The sequence below is a fragment of the Streptomyces sp. NPDC001941 genome (assembly GCF_040296945.1).
Taxonomy (GTDB): domain Bacteria; phylum Actinomycetota; class Actinomycetes; order Streptomycetales; family Streptomycetaceae; genus Streptomyces.
On the sequence record NZ_JBEOYE010000149.1, the window covers coordinates 1 to 15592 of the forward strand.

General features: G+C 71.3%; 12 protein-coding genes. 9 read left to right on the forward strand and 3 right to left on the reverse strand.

Translation table 11 applies throughout. The features are described 5' to 3' along the window. The 3 genes from ABT160_RS44080 to ABT160_RS44090 all read left to right on the forward strand — a co-directional run. Positions 1-1933, forward strand: a 1933-nt coding sequence (locus ABT160_RS44080; RefSeq protein WP_351655190.1) for a polymorphic toxin type 27 domain-containing protein, incomplete at its 5' end; no start/stop codon positions are given. Between the two features lie 406 nt (positions 1934-2339). Next, positions 2340-3368, forward strand: a complete 1029-nt coding sequence (locus ABT160_RS44085; RefSeq protein ID WP_351655193.1) for a matrixin family metalloprotease — start codon at positions 2340-2342, stop codon at positions 3366-3368. A gap of 279 nt (positions 3369-3647) precedes the next feature. Continuing rightward, on the forward strand, positions 3648-5150 hold the full coding sequence (locus ABT160_RS44090; protein WP_351655195.1) for a metallophosphoesterase: 1503 nt from the start codon (positions 3648-3650) through the stop codon (positions 5148-5150). 77 nt (positions 5151-5227) lie between these two features. On the opposite strand, the gene ABT160_RS44095 is transcribed toward ABT160_RS44090, so the two are convergent. After that, positions 5228-6100 carry a ketopantoate reductase family protein gene (locus tag ABT160_RS44095; protein ID WP_351655198.1) on the reverse strand — a complete coding sequence of 291 codons (873 nt, stop codon included), beginning with the start codon at positions 6098-6100 and terminating at the stop codon, positions 5228-5230. 60 nt (positions 6101-6160) lie between these two features. Between ABT160_RS44095 and ABT160_RS44100 the strand changes: the two genes are divergently transcribed. The 3 genes from ABT160_RS44100 to ABT160_RS44110 all read left to right on the forward strand — a co-directional run bounded on the left by ABT160_RS44100 (position 6161) and on the right by ABT160_RS44110 (position 9562). Next, positions 6161-6787, forward strand: coding sequence for a TetR/AcrR family transcriptional regulator (locus tag ABT160_RS44100; RefSeq protein ID WP_351655201.1), 627 nt, complete (start codon positions 6161-6163; stop codon positions 6785-6787). Positions 6788-7263: 476 nt separating this feature from the next. Beyond that, entirely contained in the window at positions 7264-8349 is a 1086-nt protein-coding gene (locus ABT160_RS44105; RefSeq protein ID WP_351655204.1) for a polyprenyl synthetase family protein, read from the forward strand. 202 nt (positions 8350-8551) lie between these two features. Next, on the forward strand, positions 8552-9562 hold the full coding sequence (locus ABT160_RS44110) for a terpene synthase family protein (RefSeq protein ID WP_351655206.1): 1011 nt from the start codon (positions 8552-8554) through the stop codon (positions 9560-9562). A gap of 88 nt (positions 9563-9650) precedes the next feature. On the opposite strand, the gene ABT160_RS44115 is transcribed toward ABT160_RS44110, so the two are convergent. Then, positions 9651-9983, reverse strand: coding sequence for a hypothetical protein (locus tag ABT160_RS44115; RefSeq protein ID WP_351655208.1), 333 nt, complete (start codon positions 9981-9983; stop codon positions 9651-9653). A 278-nt stretch (positions 9984-10261) separates the two neighbouring features. Next, the gene (locus ABT160_RS44120; protein ID WP_351655220.1) at positions 10262-12595 is read right to left on the reverse strand and encodes a squalene/oxidosqualene cyclase; all 2334 of its coding nucleotides are present in this window, start codon (positions 12593-12595) and stop codon (positions 10262-10264) included. Here ABT160_RS44120 and ABT160_RS44125 point away from each other — a divergent pair. From ABT160_RS44125 to ABT160_RS44135, 3 genes are all read left to right on the forward strand, one after another. Continuing rightward, a complete protein-coding gene (locus ABT160_RS44125; RefSeq protein WP_351655211.1) occupies positions 12479-13786 on the forward strand; it encodes an FAD-dependent monooxygenase in 1308 nt (435 codons plus the stop codon). The genes ABT160_RS44120 and ABT160_RS44125 overlap by 117 nt on opposite strands. 101 nt (positions 13787-13887) lie before the next feature. Beyond that, positions 13888-15276 carry a cytochrome P450 gene (locus ABT160_RS44130; RefSeq protein ID WP_351655214.1) on the forward strand — a complete coding sequence of 463 codons (1389 nt, stop codon included), beginning with the start codon at positions 13888-13890 and terminating at the stop codon, positions 15274-15276. 111 nt (positions 15277-15387) lie between these two features. Next, positions 15388-15592: hypothetical protein (locus ABT160_RS44135; protein ID WP_351655217.1), on the forward strand; the 205-nt coding region annotated here is incomplete at its 3' end.

The window sequence follows — 15592 nt, forward strand, 5'->3', positions numbered from 1 at the left end:
AGCGGGCAAGGCCACGGCCGCCGCGGCGAAGGCCACCGGCTACGCCTACGTCACCGCCCAGGCCGCCGCGGACGCCGGCAAGGCCGCCGCGCAGGTGGCCAAGCCGGCCAACGACGCGATCCAGATCGGCTCTCCGTACGTCACCACCGACTCCGCCGCCGGCCTGGTCGTCCTGACCGGACAAGCGTCCAAGACGATCGCGGAGCAGCAGCAGGCGGTCGCCGACGCCCACGCCAAGAACGCCCAGGAGGAGGCGGCCGCGGCCAAGAGCATCGCCGACCAAGCGGTCGGCGACGCCAAGGCCGCCTACCAGCACGCGGCGAACGCGGCCCAGTACGCGTCCGAGGCGAAGGGGTACGCGAAGGAGGCCCTCGGCTACTCCGCGCAGGCCGCGTCCGCCGCGGCCAAGGCCACCCAGTCACTCGCCCGGACGGTCGAGTACGACCGCCAGGCCACCGAGGACGCGGCAGCCGCGGACAAGGCCGCGGGCCGGGCCGAGGGCTACGCCGAACAGGCCCGCGCCTCCGCCGACGCCGCGGCCCTGGACGCGGCTGCCGCACGTGCGGCAGCCGACGTGGCCGAGCAGGCGGCCAGGGACGCGCGCGCCGCGGCCGACCGTGCCGACACCGCCGCGACCGAGGCCGAACAGGCCGCCAAGGACGCGGAGAAGTACGCCAAGGAGGCCCAGGAGGCGGCCGACCGCGCGGAGAAGGCCGGCAAGGGCCAGCAGATCGAGACCGGCACCGTGCCCGACGGGTCCGGTGGCTCCCTCGGCAACATGTTCTACGTCGTCGACCACGTCGAGCAGGTCGGCGAACCGCAGGTCACCCACAAGACCGAGGCCTGCGACGACTTCATCGACCAGCTCTTCTACAAGGGCAACTGCACGATCACCGCCACGATCAAGGGCCGGCAGTTCCTCGACCTGTACTACTGCGGGTCGCGTGACCTGAACCTCTCGCAGTACACGTGCCCCGCCAGCGCGACGGTGTACGTGGGCGAGTTCCCGACGGACGTCCTGTCCAGGGAAGTCACCCACACGATCACGATGGCCGAGTACCAGTCCAACGTCGATCCGGTCGACATCCTGTTCGGCAGCTGGATCAAGTGCGTCCAGAAGATCGCCCCCGGTGGCGAGGAGGGCAGCTGGGGCGGCTGCGGCTGGGCGCTCTTCGATGTCGCCACCCTGTTCGCGGGCAAGGCGATCAGGCCCATCGCGGACGCCGTCCGGGCGATTGACGCCGCCGCCAGGACCGGCATCGGCTTCATCGACGCCTGGAAGGCCCTGCGCACCCTGCGGTTGTCCGAGGCCGTGATCGCGGGCATCACCGCCAAGATCATGACGCTGGCGTACGAGGCCTGCGAAGCGGCCGCCGCCCAGTCGGGTCCGGCCCTCCGGGCCAAGGCGCTCGCGGCCAGGGCGCCGAACGAGGAGTGCATCAGGAACATCCTCAAGGACCTGGCCAAGAACGGGGACCACGTCGTCCTCGGCATCAACCCCGGCGCGGACACGCTCAGGGACGCGCTCGCGGGCTCGAAGACGTTCAACGGCGACCCCTACGGCACCACCCTGCCGGCAGCGATGGGCATGGGCAACCGCCCGATCTGGACGGTCGGCGTCGAAGAGGCCGTGGGCAACCCCAACGTGAGGATCAGCGTGTCGCTGGACGGCGTCGAGGGTGCCACCAGGGCAGATCAGTTCAACGACGCGCTCAGGCTCCTCCTGGAGCGCGGTGACACGATCACGGCCGGCGACTGGGCCAAGATCACGTCCAGGGGCTTCGGCACCGCGTGGGAGATGACCAAGCTGCGCGCGGCGGTCCGGATGGGCAAGCGCGACTGGAAGTCGATCGACTGGTACATGGACGGGAAGCTGGTCAAGCCGGAGCGCTTCCGGCTCGCCAACGGGGAGTTGGTGCCCGAGGCGTGGTGAGGCACGACCGGGCGCCGCTGTTCGGCGGCCCCCGGTCTGAGGTCCCGCCGATGGAGACAGGCAACCGCTTCCGAGCGTTCCTGGGACTCTGAGGACCCGGCATCATGACCGGTCCTGTTGAGGGCAGCACCCGCACCGCGGGTGCTGCCCTCAACGCATCACGGCAACCGGCCACTCCCCTGCCGCCCGCGGCACGCCGCTCTCACATCTCACAGCGGCGGGATCGAACTCGGCGAAGTCGATCTGGACCGGCACACGGAGTCGCACGTTTGCCCGGCTGTGGGCCCGGGCCTGCTGCCCGGATGGCCCAGTGGCTGGGGGCGCCGGGAGGCGGGGCCGGGGTGTGCTGCCTAGCGTCGGAGGCCCGGGCCGGTCCTCCCGCCCTCCCTCTTGCCGGAGCGTCATCGTGAAACTTCCCTCCCTGCTCGCGCTCACGGCCGTCGGTGCCGGTCTGAGCGCCACCCTGGTCGTAGCGCCCGCGCACGCCCATCCCTCCGCCGCGCCGAGCATCCGCGTACCCGCCGACGTGCGACTGCTGGCCGATGAGGGCGGGGTGTCCCACGAGGTCACCAGGGCGCGGTTCTTCGGTCTCCACCCGGCCGGGCGCGAGTCGAGGTACCTCTTCACCGTCGCGTTCCAACCCGGGATGACGGACAGCACCAAGGCGCTCTACCTACGGGGACTCGGCACGTGGGAACGCCTCCTGGGACGCGCCCTGGACTCCAGGAAGGTCTTCGGAGAGGTCGACTGGGACAAGCGGAACGTGGGAGGCCACGGCCCGTCCGCACAGGCGGTGAACCAGGCCAGCCTGGTCCTGCTGGACGGCCGCTCCGGCTATGAGCCGTACGACAAGCACTTCCATTCCTCGGACAGCGGGGCCGCGGGCGCGATGTTCCCATCCCGCTGCTCGGGTGACGCGGTGGACAGCCCCGTCGTGGGCTGCGCCGCGCTGAACATCGCCCGGACGGTGAAGCGGCCCGACGCGCCCATCCCCTGGCAGCGCGTGGTCAACCACGAGATCGGGCACGCCCTGGGCCTGGCCCACTCCGCCGGGCCCTACTCGTGCGACGAGTTGATGTACAAGAGCTACGACGTCCCGGCCCCGGGCTGCTCCCCGCAGAGCCTGGCCGGCGCCGAGCCCAGCCACGCGGAGGTGGAGGCACTGGTGCGGCGCTGGACCCCGTACCTGCCGCCCCGCGACGGGCGCCGCCCGCAGCCCCCCACGGTGCAGGAGCCACTCTTCCCACCTCGAGACGGGCGCCTGCCCGGGCACGACGCGGGGCAGCGGCCGACCAAGGACGGCGATCCGCTGTTCCCGTCGTCCAAGTTCCCCAACATGGACGGCATCTACGACCACTGGTACGAGACCCCGGACAAGACGTACGACCCGTTCTTCCCGCCCCGGGACGGTCGCAGGCCCCCACGTCCGTACTGATCCCCGTGCGGGTAGTAGTGGCGGCCGCCCTGACGTCGTGGATGACGTCGTAGCCGGTAGTGCTGGGCACCACGGACGTCAGGGCAGTTATCCATCTGCTGGACACGAAGCGGGGCGGCACGCGTGCGACCTCGACGTCCGCGAGTGAGGACGGCGCAGTGTCGCAGTCCGGCCCCGACGATCGGAGTGCGGCCTGGCGCGGCACCGCCGTCGGAATCCCGCCACGAGCCGCCGACCCCTGCTCTGGGCACACGGAAGACCGGTTGTTACCGTGCACCCGTGCCTCATTCCTCACGCGACACAGCAGAAGGCGCCGGCTGGGGGGCGTCCCGACTCGGCACGTACAAAGGGCTGATGCCCGCCCGGGTGGAGAAGCTCTCGTGGCTGGATCCCAGGATGATGTGGCCCGCCCGCAACGGAGTCCTCGCCTCCTGGTTCGGGGACCCGACGGGCCGGACCCGCCGTCGCTGGGTGGAGCAGGCCGTGGCCGCGGGCGCGCCCGCCGACGCGGTCGTCCGCGGCACGGATGCCGACCACTTCTCGTTCATGGTCATCGGTGACACTGGCGAGGGCGACGATCCCCAGTACGCGGTGGTCCCGGGCTTTCTGAAGGTCAGTCAGGGCACGGACTTCACCGTGCTCGCCAGTGACGTGATCTACCCGGTGGGCAGCACCGACGACTACGGCACGAAGTTCTTCCGGCCCTACCGCGACTACCCGTCGCCCATCTACGCGATACCGGGCAACCACGACTGGTACGAGGGCCTGCAGGGCTTCATGCGGGTCTTCTGCGAGGCACCGCCGCTGGCGCCCGAGCCGCGGCCCCGCCCCCTGACCCGGGCCTGGTTCCGGTCACTGCTCTGGCACTCGCCGGGCCGGACCGACGAGCAACGTCTCGCCGAGGCACGGGCGTTGCGCCCGGAACCGTCCCAGCAGGCCGTCCAGCCGGGCCCGTACTGGGCCATCGACGCCGGGCCGGTACGGATCATCGGCATCGACACGGGCCTGCTGGGCACCATCGACGCCGAACAAGGCCGCTGGCTCCGCGAGGTCTCGCGCGGCGACCGGCCCAAGATCCTCGTGACCGGGTCCCCGCTGTACGTGGACGGCGAGCACCACCCGTGCGCCATCGAGGGCGGCGGCACGGTGGACGCCATCGTGCGCGACCCGGAGCACCACTACGTCGCGGCGATCGGCGGCGACATCCACAACTACCAGCGGTATCCGGTACGGGTGGACGGCGGACGCACGATCCAGTACGTCGTCGCCGGTGGCGGCGGGGCGTTCATGCACGCCACGCACACGGTCCCGCGGGTCTCCGTGGCCGACGTCACGGAGGACCAGTTCCGCTGCTACCCGCTGCGCGGCGACTCGCTGGCGTTCTACAGCAGGCTGTACGGGCGCCGGATGCGGATGCCCGGCTTCTTCACGCTGACCGAGGCCGAGGCCACGGCGGTGATCGCCGAACGGCTCGGCGTCCCGCCGATCCGCGCGCAGGGGAAGCCCGTTCGCGTCACCCGGCGCATCCGCCTGGTCGCCAGTCTCCTCGGAGCCGGTGGCCGCCCCGACCGCAGCGCGCGCTTCCGGCTGCCGGTGCGCAAGATCTACACGCAGCTCTTCTCGCCGGGTTCGGCGACGTACAGTCCGCCGTTCTTCAAGTGCTTCCTGCGTCTTGACGTCACGCCCACCTCGGTCCGCCTGCGTTGCCACTCGGCGACCGGGACCCTCGACCACGAGATCGATCCGCCGGTCGAGGACGAGGTGACCATCCCGCTGTCGTGACGCCGAGCGCGCGCCCGGGACCGGTCGCGGCGGCAGGAGTGCTGCCCGCGCTCCGACTTGCGTATCCGGCTCGGCGTCTACGGGCCGGTCGGGGCAGTGCCGAGTTGCCGGGCCAGTCGCTCCATCTCGGCCCTGGTGGAGGGCGAGGTGCTGCTCAGCGCGCTGCTTTCGGCCGTGGAGCTGCGCAGGAAGCCCTTCATCAACGGCACGAGCAGCCCCGCGGGGAGCTTCTGCAGTGCGCCGTACGCACGTGGGACCGGGCCCGCGTCGAGGGCGTCGAGGTTGCGGCGGACGAGGCCGAGCATGCGGTGGACTGCGTCGGTGTCACCGGCCAGCGCGGCGGGGCCGCCGGCTGACTGCACGGCCAGGCCGAGCGGGACCTCGAAGGCGGCGTGGGTCTTGAGCCAGGCGTCCATCCGCGGCTCGGCCTTGGCGTTCACCCCGGCGGCGCGGAACGTGTTCACGATCTTCTCCACCCGGAGGGTGGTCCGGCCGTCGGGCTCGCCGATCGGCATCGCGACCCGGCGGGTCATGAAGTTCGTCTTGCGGTAGCGCACCACGTCGCCGTCCATCGTTCCGGCGGCCGCCGGAAAGCCGAGGAGTACCCGCTCGGACCCGATCACCCTGCCCAGTGGTTCGGCGCCGGCCGCCCAGTTGTGCAGGAACAGCACGTCACCGTCGACCGGTGCCAGGGACGCCAGCACCGAGTCGACCTGGTGGGTGCGTACGAACACCGCGGTCAGGTCGTAGCCGTCGGAGGGCTGCTCGACCACCGGGACCGGCACGCGGCGGACCTGCGCGCTGTCCTCTTCGGCCAGCTGCACACCGTGCTCGCGCAGTGAGGCCAGGCGCTCACCCCGGGCCAGCAGGGACACGTCGTGCCCGGCTTCGTGCATGCGGACCGCGAACTGGCTGCCGAGGACGCCGGCGCCGTAGACGAGGAGTTTCATGGAGTACCTTCACCTTCATTCATACGTTCGTTTTAATCACTCGTATGTATCATTGCATACGTGACGAACCCTGACACCCGCACCCAGATCCTCGACGCGGCCGAGCGGCTCTTCGCCGAGCGCGGATACCGCGGCACATCGGTGCGCGCGGTGACCGACCGCGCCGGCGCGAATCTGGCGGCGGTCGGCTATCACTTCGGCTCGAAGGGGGGGCTGTGGGCCGCGGTCGTCCGTCGCGTGATCGAGCCCGTCAACGCCGCCCAGACCGCCGGGCTCGACAGGCTCCTCGCCGAGACCCCGACTCCGCGGATCGCTGACCTGGTGGAGGCGTTCGCGGGACCGCTGTTCGACGTGACACCACACGGCGACGAGGACGGCGCGCGGACCTCCCGGCTGATCATGACGATCCTCAGCGACCCGTCCGAGGAGGCACGCAGCTGGACCGGCCCGGCCGAGGACAGCGTCCGCGACCGCTATCTGGCAGCCTTCAAGGACGCGCTGCCCGGCCTGTCGGCGCATGAGGTGGAGTTCCGCATGCGAGGGCTGCTCGCCGTGACCGCCGTGGACCGTGTCGACACCTACAACCACGACCTCCCCGCCGATACGCCTCCCTCGGCGGCCACGGCGTCCCGGCGCTTCGCCCTCACCTTCCTGGCAGCGGCCATGAGCGCGCCGCCGACCCACTGACCACCAAGGCCTACGGCCACAGCGACGGCGCCCTCGTCGACGCGGACGCACAGGTGGGCCTCTCCCTCCTCTGACCCCCACACGCCCGATGCCCTTGCCGCACACCGCGGCGGGGGCGCACCCCCATGCCCCTGCCGTACATCACGGCAAGGGCGCGCCCCTTGCCCAGGCTGGGCCGCGACGGCCAGCAGGTCGGCGCGCAGTGGGCCGGTGGCCGGGGCCTGATCCGGCAGGAGAGCGCTCAGCCGAACCGATTCACAAGCGCGCAAGTTTTCACTGTCTTCACGCATCCAGCGGCCCCGCCCGGTCCCCCGCCCGCGCTCCCTGTGGCGCACTGGACGAGGTTCCGGACCCGCGCACCGTGCCCCCACCTCTGTTCTCGTGGCCCCTCAACGGGGTTACTGGTCTTCGGAGTTGCTCGAAGAAGCCCCCAACCTCGTCGAAACCCCCGACTACTCCTGCCAAGGTGGCGACTGATGACCGCTACGACCTTCGTCACGGAGCCACCGGACCTGACCGCGGTGGCCGCCCAAGTCGACTCCGTACTCAGTGACTTCCTTGCCTCCCAGGCAGGGAGTGCTGCCGCTCATCACCTGCCCGCAGAGATCACCGAGGTCCTGGGCGCCTTCCTGTTCGCCGGAGGCAAGCGGCTGCGCCCCTTGTTGTGCGTCACCGGCTGGCAGGCAGTCGGCGGACATGGCGACATTGCCCCGGTGTTGCAGGTCGCGGCATCACTGGAGATGTTCCACGCCTTCGCCCTCATCCACGACGACATCATGGACGACTCCGCCACCCGCCGCGGCCGGCCGTCCGTCCACCGCGCCCTGGCCGCCCGCCATCAGCAGGGCCGGTCCACCGGCGCGGCCGACCGTCTCGGCGCCGGCGCCGCGATCCTGATCGGGGACCTCGCCCTGACCTGGGCCGACGAACTCCTGCACACCGCAGGCCTCACCGCGGGCCGGCTCACCAGCATTCTCCCGCTGCTCGACGTCATGCGCACCGAGGTCATGTACGGCCAGTACCTCGACCTCCTGGCCACCGGGCGTCCCACCCCCGACCTCGACCAAGCGCTGGCCGTCATCCGCTACAAGACCGCCAAATACACCGTCGAACGACCGCTCCACATCGGAGCCGCCCTGGCCGGGGCAAGACCCGAACTCCTCGCAGAGCTCAGCGACTTCGCCCTCCCCCTCGGCGAAGCGTTTCAGCTCCGCGATGACCTCCTCGGCGTCTACGGCAACCCCCTGCAGACCGGCAAACCCAGACTCGACGACCTGCGTGACGGCAAACACACCGTGCTGCTCGCCCTCGCCCTGACCCATGCGACGCGTGCCCAGGCCGACCAGCTGCGCCTGCTCATCGGGTGCGCCGATCTCACCGAGGACCAGGCGGAGGCGGCCCAGCGCATCGTCACCGCCACCGGAGCCCGTGACACGGTAGAGGCGATGATCACCGAGCGGCTCGGGCAGGCCCTGGCGGCCCTGCGGACCATGTCCCTCGCCCCGGATGCCACCAACCTCCTGCGCCATCTCGCCGAGAGCGCCCTCACGAGGGACACATGAACATCCTCGCCACCTGCCGCGTCCTCTTCGCCCCTTCCCCCGCCGACTGCGCGGTCGGTGCGCTCGCGGCATGCGGGACGTTTCGCGCCCAGGAGACGCTGACTCACGGACAGATCAGCGCAACAGTCGTCACCCCACGCGTGCCGGACGTTCGGAGCACGGAATGACCAGGTCGCCGCACCCCACCCGACACCACCCGACGGTGGAGACACCTTGGCTGGACCGCCGCTATCCGGTGCGGCAGAGCCCTTACTACCGGAGTGTCGTGGACGAGTTCCACCAGTGGTTCCTCTCCTTCGGCCTCTACGACACGGACGAGAAGAAGCAGGCCTTCGTGGCCAAGGACTACCCCTACCTGGTGTCCGTCGCCTGGCCGGGGTGCGACCGCGAACGGCTCATGGTCATCTCCGCCGTGGCGGCGGCGCTCACCGAGCGGGACGACGAGGGCGACGCCAACCGGTCCGGCGCGTCGTTGGCGAAGATGCGCGCCAGCCTGGCGGACGCCCGCAACCACCAGACCACCATGGCGGAACCGAGATGGGGACCGCTGTTCACCGAGATCTGGCGGCGGCTCCAGGCGTACTCGCCTCCGGGGCAGATGGCGCGGCTCGCGGACATGATCTCGGCCCACATCGGCGGGTGCATCGCCTACGACGAGAAGTTGGTGGCGGGGGAGGCTCCCTCTTCCGTCAAGGACTACGTGGACGTCCGCTTCTTCTCGATCGGCCAACTCGTCGACCACGTGCTGATCGAGATCAGTCTCGGCATCGACATCGGCGGTGTCCTGGACGATCCCCTGATGCGCGAACTGGCACGCTGCGATGTCGAACGGGTCATCTCCTACCAGGACATCCTCTCGCTGCGGAAGGATCTCGCCGAGGGCGAGACCGAGAACCTCGTCCATGTGTTCGCTTCGGAGCTGCACTGCTCCCTGCCGCAGGCCATGACGGCCGCCTGCGCATTCTTCGAGGAGAAGATGCGGAGGTTCGACGAGGTGGCCGACGAGGTGAAGGCGTCGCCGCTGGGCCGCCGCCCGGACGTGCGCCTCTTCGTCGACGGCCTCAACGACTTCACATCCGGACTGATCGAATGGACCTCGTGCTCCGCGAGATACACGCTGCGGAGCACCAGCGAGTGGGTCACCCCGACCGTGCCGTTCACGCGAGCCGACCAGTTCGGTGGACGAGGTCGACGTCCTCGCACTCGCGGCTGATCGTGCGCAGGTTGGCGGTGGGAGGCGCTACGCCGTGCTGCACGGCCAGCACGGCGTAGGGGCTTCGACATCAGGAACGCGTTCCCGTTCAGGTGTTGCGCGTGCACTTCGTGCCGTTGACCGCGAGGTTGGCCGCCGACATTCCTTGACCGGTGCAGGTGTACGACTTGGTGCCGTCCACGGACTTGATGACGTAGTCCGGCTCCACGATGCGAACGAACTGGGCCACGATCGACCCCGGGGTGACCCCGTTGCAGAACTCGGCGTTGACGATGCCCGTACCGGCGTCGAGCTGGTCGACCACGATCTGACAGCGGAAGGTCTCGCCGGCCGCGTGGGCGGGCGAGGCGACCAGAAGCGCTGCCCCCGCGGCGAACGCGGGAACGGCCACAGCGGTGACGAGACGCGTGAAACGGGTCATGACAGGGGTTCCTTTCGCTGGGCACGAGGGGAACCGGATGCGCAGCAGGCATCCAGGGCTCCCGTGCCGTGTGTGTCCTTCCACCGGGCGCGCCTGCGTGGCGAGCTCCCTGGTGCGGCCTCAAGGACGAGGCGTCTCCAGCATGGGCACCCCGGCGCACGGCTGTCTTCTCGAAGTCCGCTATGTGGGTTACCGGCGCCCTGCCGACGCGGGGCCATCAGCACGGCGTCCGTGGCGAGTTGGGTGATCCGGGCGGCCTGCCCGGGCGGGAGGCGGTCTCAGGAAGCCGGCGTCGCCCGCTTCGCCGCGCCACCACGGCTGAGCCATCGGCCCAGGGCCCACAGGGGGAAGTAGGTCGCGTACATCTCGTACCTGAGCATGCCTGTCCCGAAGAAGACACCGGTGACGTGGAGCTGCGTCCAGCCGCCGTCTGCGCGTTGCCCGCGGACGAGCCAGTCGACGCCCCGCGCGATCACGGCAGTCGGGCCCTGCGCCTCCATCAGTGCCAGCACCGCCCAGGCCGTCGTCACGGGCTGGGTGCTGTGGTGGGGAACGTAGCGGTCCTCCAGGCAGCCCCGGTGGTGTTCGCCCCAGCCGCCGTCGCCGCGCTGCGTCCGGGCGAGCCAGCGCGCCGCGGAGGCGAAGGCCGGGTGCGACACGGGGAGGCCGGAGGCGCGGAGTCCTCGTACGGCGAAGAAGGTTCCGTAGACGCGGTTGACGCCCCATGCGGCGGGCCACGATCCGTCGTCGAGCTGTGCGTCCAGGAGGAAGCGGGTCGCGGACTCGACCGCCCGCCGGGTGCGGGCCCGTAGGGCTGGGGGAAGGTGGTCCGTCGCACGCGTCAGGGCGGTGAGGGCTGATCCGGTGCATTCCACGTAGGACCCTTCGACCATGCACCGGGAGTACATCTCCGAGGGGTTCAGCGCCTCCAGCCAGGTGCCGGCCCGGCGTGCCTCGTAGGTTCCGAATCCGCCGTCGGGGTTCTGCCGTTGCAGCAGGAAGGTCACCGCCTGGTCCAGGGATCGGGCGGGGAGCGTGGGGGAATGCGCGGGGAGCAAGGCGTTGAGGGCTTCCGCGGTGCAGTCGCTCACCGGCCACCGGTGGCTTCCGTCGGAGAAGCACCAACCGCCGAGGGCCGGGGCGCGTGCGGTGACGGCCGGGTTCTCGATCTCCTGGGTGACCTGGGCGCCGCGGAGGAAGGCGCGGGCTCGTTCGACTGCCCGCCCGACCGGCGGGTGCGGTGCTCCGGCGGCGGTGAGGGCCTCGACGGCGAAGCTGGTGTCCCACGTCTGCGAGCGTGCGCCGGCGAAGCGCAGTCCTCGCTCGGGGTCGAGCCACCGCCACTGGTCCATGGCGGCGAGTGCCGCGTCCACGGCTTCGGACCGGGGGTCGTCGGCGTACAGGACGAGGATGTTGAGAAGGCTGCTGACCGGTGAGAGTCCCGCGTGGGCGGTGACGCCCTGCTCGTGCACGACCCTGCTCAGGCACCGGGCCAGGGCCCTGGCGCGCAGGGCGCGGAAGGGGCGGCGTTCGTACAGCGCGACGAGGTGGTGGGCGGTACGGAGGGCCGCTGAGGGTGGTGCCTGGGCGTCGGGGAGGCGCAGGCGTGCGCGGTCGGACCGCCGGGGGCGGCGGCCCTGGTGGAGCTCTTGGCGCAACGGGGCGGTGAGGTCACCGAGTTCGCCCTGGAACCGCGTGCCGTACAGCCAGGCCATGGCCTGGTACACGGTGCGGGTGTGGCAGTAGAAGCGGTCGGGGTGGAAGGGCAGGGCGCGCGGGAGCAGGAACGCCTCGGGAGGGACGGGTGGCATGGCCCGGTAGTCGGACAGGCCGGCCAGGGCCAGCCAGAACGTTCCCCAGGACGGGTTCGCGCTCACCCCGCCGGGGACCGCGTGGATCCAGTCGAGTGCCTGGCGGCACAAGGGGTCGTCGGCCGGTGTGCCCAGCACGCGCAGGGCGACGTAGGCGAGTGTGGTGCAGTACGGGGACGGCGGTGCGTCCGGGTGGAATCCCCAGGCTCCGTGCCGTGTCCGGGTCAGGCGGTAGTGGTGGACCGCTGCCCTCGCGTGGTGCGGCGGGAGGGGGCGGTGGGTGAGCGCACGGACGAGTACGTACTGGGAGAGGATCATGGTGTTCCACACCATTTCCCCCTCCCAGCAGCCGTTCTGGTGCTGTTGGGACAACAGGTGGGAACTGCCCCTGCGGTACGCGGCGCGGACGGCCTCATCGTGCTCATCCTGCGGGAGGGCGGATCGGGGCGGGGAGGGGTCCGGAGTCCTTGTCACCGTCGTGTCCACACTTCCTGGAGGTCGGGCCCCGGCATCACGGGCCGCGCCGGGGAGGGCCGCGGATGAGCCCGCGCCGGTACCGGTCGTCGGCACTCGTCGTCGTCGGTTTGCGGCCGCGCCCCGCGGTGGTTCGAATGGAACCAGTGGGAGCCGCGCGGCGCGACCGCACGCGGCACCGGACCGCAGGGCAAGAGGAGAGTCGTCTTCATGGACCACGCGGATGTCCTCGTGGCGGGGGCCGGGCCCGGTGGGTGTGCCGCGGCGCTGGGCTTCGCCCGCCGCGGCGCCCGCGTACGACTCCTCGAACCTCCGCCGGGGCCGCACGAGCGTCTGGCGGGCGAATGGCTGCATCCAGGCGGCGTAGCGGCCCTGCGACGGCTCGGCGTTCCCCTCGACGACCCGCGCTTCTGCACCAACCGCGGCTTCGTCGTGCACCCCGGTCCCGGCGAGCCCGCCATCGCGCTGCCCTTCGGCGAGGGCGCGGCGGTGAGTGTGAGCCACTCCGTACTGACCCGGGTGCTGCGGGAGTGCGCCGCCCAGGCGAACGTGGCCTTCGTGGAGAGCCGCGTCGTCGGAGGCCGCCCCTCGCACGGTGAGGTCGAGACGCCCAGCGGTCCCCTGCGCGCCCAGGTGATCGTCGGAGCCGACGGGCGGGGGTCGAGCGTACGGTCGGCGCTGAGGGGCCGTCACGCGCCTTCGGTGGCGCTGTCGCACACCGCCGGTGTGCTGCTGACCGGAGCGGAACTGCCCAGGGAGGGGTTCGGCCATCTCTTCCTGGGCGGGCCCGGACCGGTACTGGCCTATCGCGTCGGCGTCGATGCCGTACGCGTCTGCGTGGACGTGCCCCGCGGCGCCGGGGCTCCCGGTTCGGCCCTCGACTACCTGCGGCACTCCTGTGCGCCCGTGCTCCCCGCGGCACTGCGTGCGCACTTCCTCGCCCGGTTGTCGCCGTACGACGTGCAGTGGGCCGCCAACCGCTTCCAGCGACGCGCCGACTACGGCAGTGGCCGGTGTGCCCTGGTGGGCGACGCGGTCGGGCACACCCACCCCCTCACCGCGGTGGGCATGTCGCTGGCCCTCCTCGACGGAGAGTGCCTGGGACGCAGCGCCTCGCTGCGCGCGTACGTACGTGAGCGGACCGCACGCACCTGGTCGGTCGAGCATCTCGCGGCGGGCCTGCACCGCGTGCTGACCGGGCAGGACGAGGCCAGCCGTGCGCTGCGCCGCGGACTGTTGCACCTGTGGCGTCACCAACCGCAGGAGCGGGCTCGGTCGCTGGCGCTGCTCGGCATGACCGACACGCGACGTCGGTCGTTCCTCGCCTGCACGGCCGCCGTGGCGGGGAGCGCGGCCACGACGCACATGGGCTCGCTCCGTACGCCGCGGCCCGGTCCTTCCCCGGCGCGCCTCCTGGGGCCACTGCTCTCGTGGCTGGGCTGGCTGATGGGCCCGTCCGTGGGTGTTCCTCCCCCGCTTTCCGCAGCGAGCCCGGTCATCGCGGGAGGACCCGCGTGAAACGTCCCGGACGCGGCACCGACCGCAGGATGGAGTCCGGATGTACGGAACGCACCGACCCGACCCGGCCCAGTGACCCCTCCCCCTGACAGGTGTGTGCCATGGAGATCGACCACGGTCATCGGACCGAGCCTCCGGCCCTGCCCGGCGGACTCCTCGGGGTCGGGCACAGCGCGGCCTTCCTGCGGGATCCGGTGGCGTTCCTGATCGGGGCGCAGAAGACGATGGGGGGCCCGTTCACCTTCTCCCTCCTCGGCAAGCGCGTGTCCTACTTCTTCGGCCCCGAGGCGAACGCCGCCGTCCTCGCCGCGGAAGACGCCGTCCTGGACCGGCGGCCCGCCTACCGCGCCGTGATCGCCTCCCTGGGGCAGGGCGTCGGCATCGGTGCGGAGCCGGAGGCCATGGCGGAGCAGATGCGGTTGCTGGTGCCGAGCCTGCAACGCGAGGCGATGGCCCAGCACGTTCCCGTCATGCTGACGGAAGTGGAGGAGTACGTCTCGGCCTGGGGCGAGCGCGGGGAGGTCGACCTCCTCGACGTGGTCCACGACCTGTCGGCGCGCATCGCCGCGCGCTGCCTGGCCGGGCCGCGGCTGGCACCATCCCTGCACGGTCGGCTCCCCGCCCTCCTCCGGGACCTGCAAGGAGCACTGGCCCTGGGCTCACTGGTCAACCCCTACCTGCCGCTGCCCGCGTTCCGCAGGCGCGACCGTGCCCGGGAGGAGTTGCTGCGCGCCGTCATGCGGGCCCACCAGCAGACGAATCCGGCCGCAACCGGTGACCCGGTACCGGAATCGCAGAAGCTCTACCAGCGCTTCAAAGGCGCCGGGCACGGTGACGAGCGGCAGTCCGACGACTACTTCGCCGCCCGGCTGGTGCTGAACGCCGTCTTCGCCGCCACCGAGACCACCGCCGCGCACGCCGCGTGGACCGGAGTCCTGCTGTTGCAGCACCACGACTGGCTGCAACGACTACGCCAGGAACAGGAATCGCTCTTTCGTGACACACCCGCCATCACCCCCCAGCTCTTCGGCCGGATGACCCACCTGCGCCACTGCGCGATGGAAGCCGAGCGCATGCACCCCTCGGTGGCCCTGATGATGCGCACCACGCGCGCCCCCTTCACCCACGGCCCGTACCAGGTCCCGACCGGCCGCCTCGTCCTGCTCTCCCCCGCCGCCTCACACCGCCTGCCGTCGGTCTTCCGCGACCCGGACCGCTACGACCCCGCACGCTTCGCGCCAGGACGCGAGGAACACCGCTCGCGCCCCACTCCCCTGATCGGGTTCGGCGGCGGCCAACACCCCTGTGTGGGAATGAACTTCGCCTACCAGCAGATCACGGTGATCTGGAGCGTGCTGCTGCGCGCGTTCGACCTGGAACTCGTCAGCCCCAGCACGGCCCGCGACCGCAGGGCCCTCATGAACATCCCCCGCCGGCCGACCCTCGTACGCTACCGACGACGCCCCCACGCCGCCCGCACCCTCGCGTGAACCACGGCAGGCACGCCGCTCACCGCGCCGTTCCCCCACTCAGGTGGTCCTCGCACGAACTCCGGGAGGGGCACCCGTGCCCTTTCATCTGGTCTTCTGACACTTTTCCGCATGAGCCTGAAGAGCAGCATCATCACTGCCGCCGCGGCCGCCACCCTGCTCGCGGTGGCCGGTCCCGCCGCCGCCCAGCAGACGCCCGCCGCCCCGGCCCCGGCCGCCGCCACCCTCCCAGCCGCCTCCGTGCAGGGCCCCGGGCCCACGCCGTTCGACTGCGAGGAGTGCCTGGACAAGAACTTCAAGAAGTACCTGGACGCCG

Excerpts from the sequence above, each read along its gene's own strand:
- ABT160_RS44125 (WP_351655211.1), top strand. The coding sequence starts at position 12,479 with ATGGACCACGCGGATGTCCTCGTGGCGGGGGCCGGGCCCGGTGGGTGT.
- ABT160_RS44105 (WP_351655204.1), top strand. The coding sequence starts at position 7,264 with ATGACCGCTACGACCTTCGTCACGGAGCCACCGGACCTGACCGCGGTG.
- ABT160_RS44130 (WP_351655214.1), top strand. The coding sequence starts at position 13,888 with ATGGAGATCGACCACGGTCATCGGACCGAGCCTCCGGCCCTGCCCGGC.
- ABT160_RS44095 (WP_351655198.1), bottom strand. The coding sequence starts at position 6,100 with ATGAAACTCCTCGTCTACGGCGCCGGCGTCCTCGGCAGCCAGTTCGCG.
- ABT160_RS44115 (WP_351655208.1), bottom strand. The coding sequence starts at position 9,983 with ATGACCCGTTTCACGCGTCTCGTCACCGCTGTGGCCGTTCCCGCGTTC.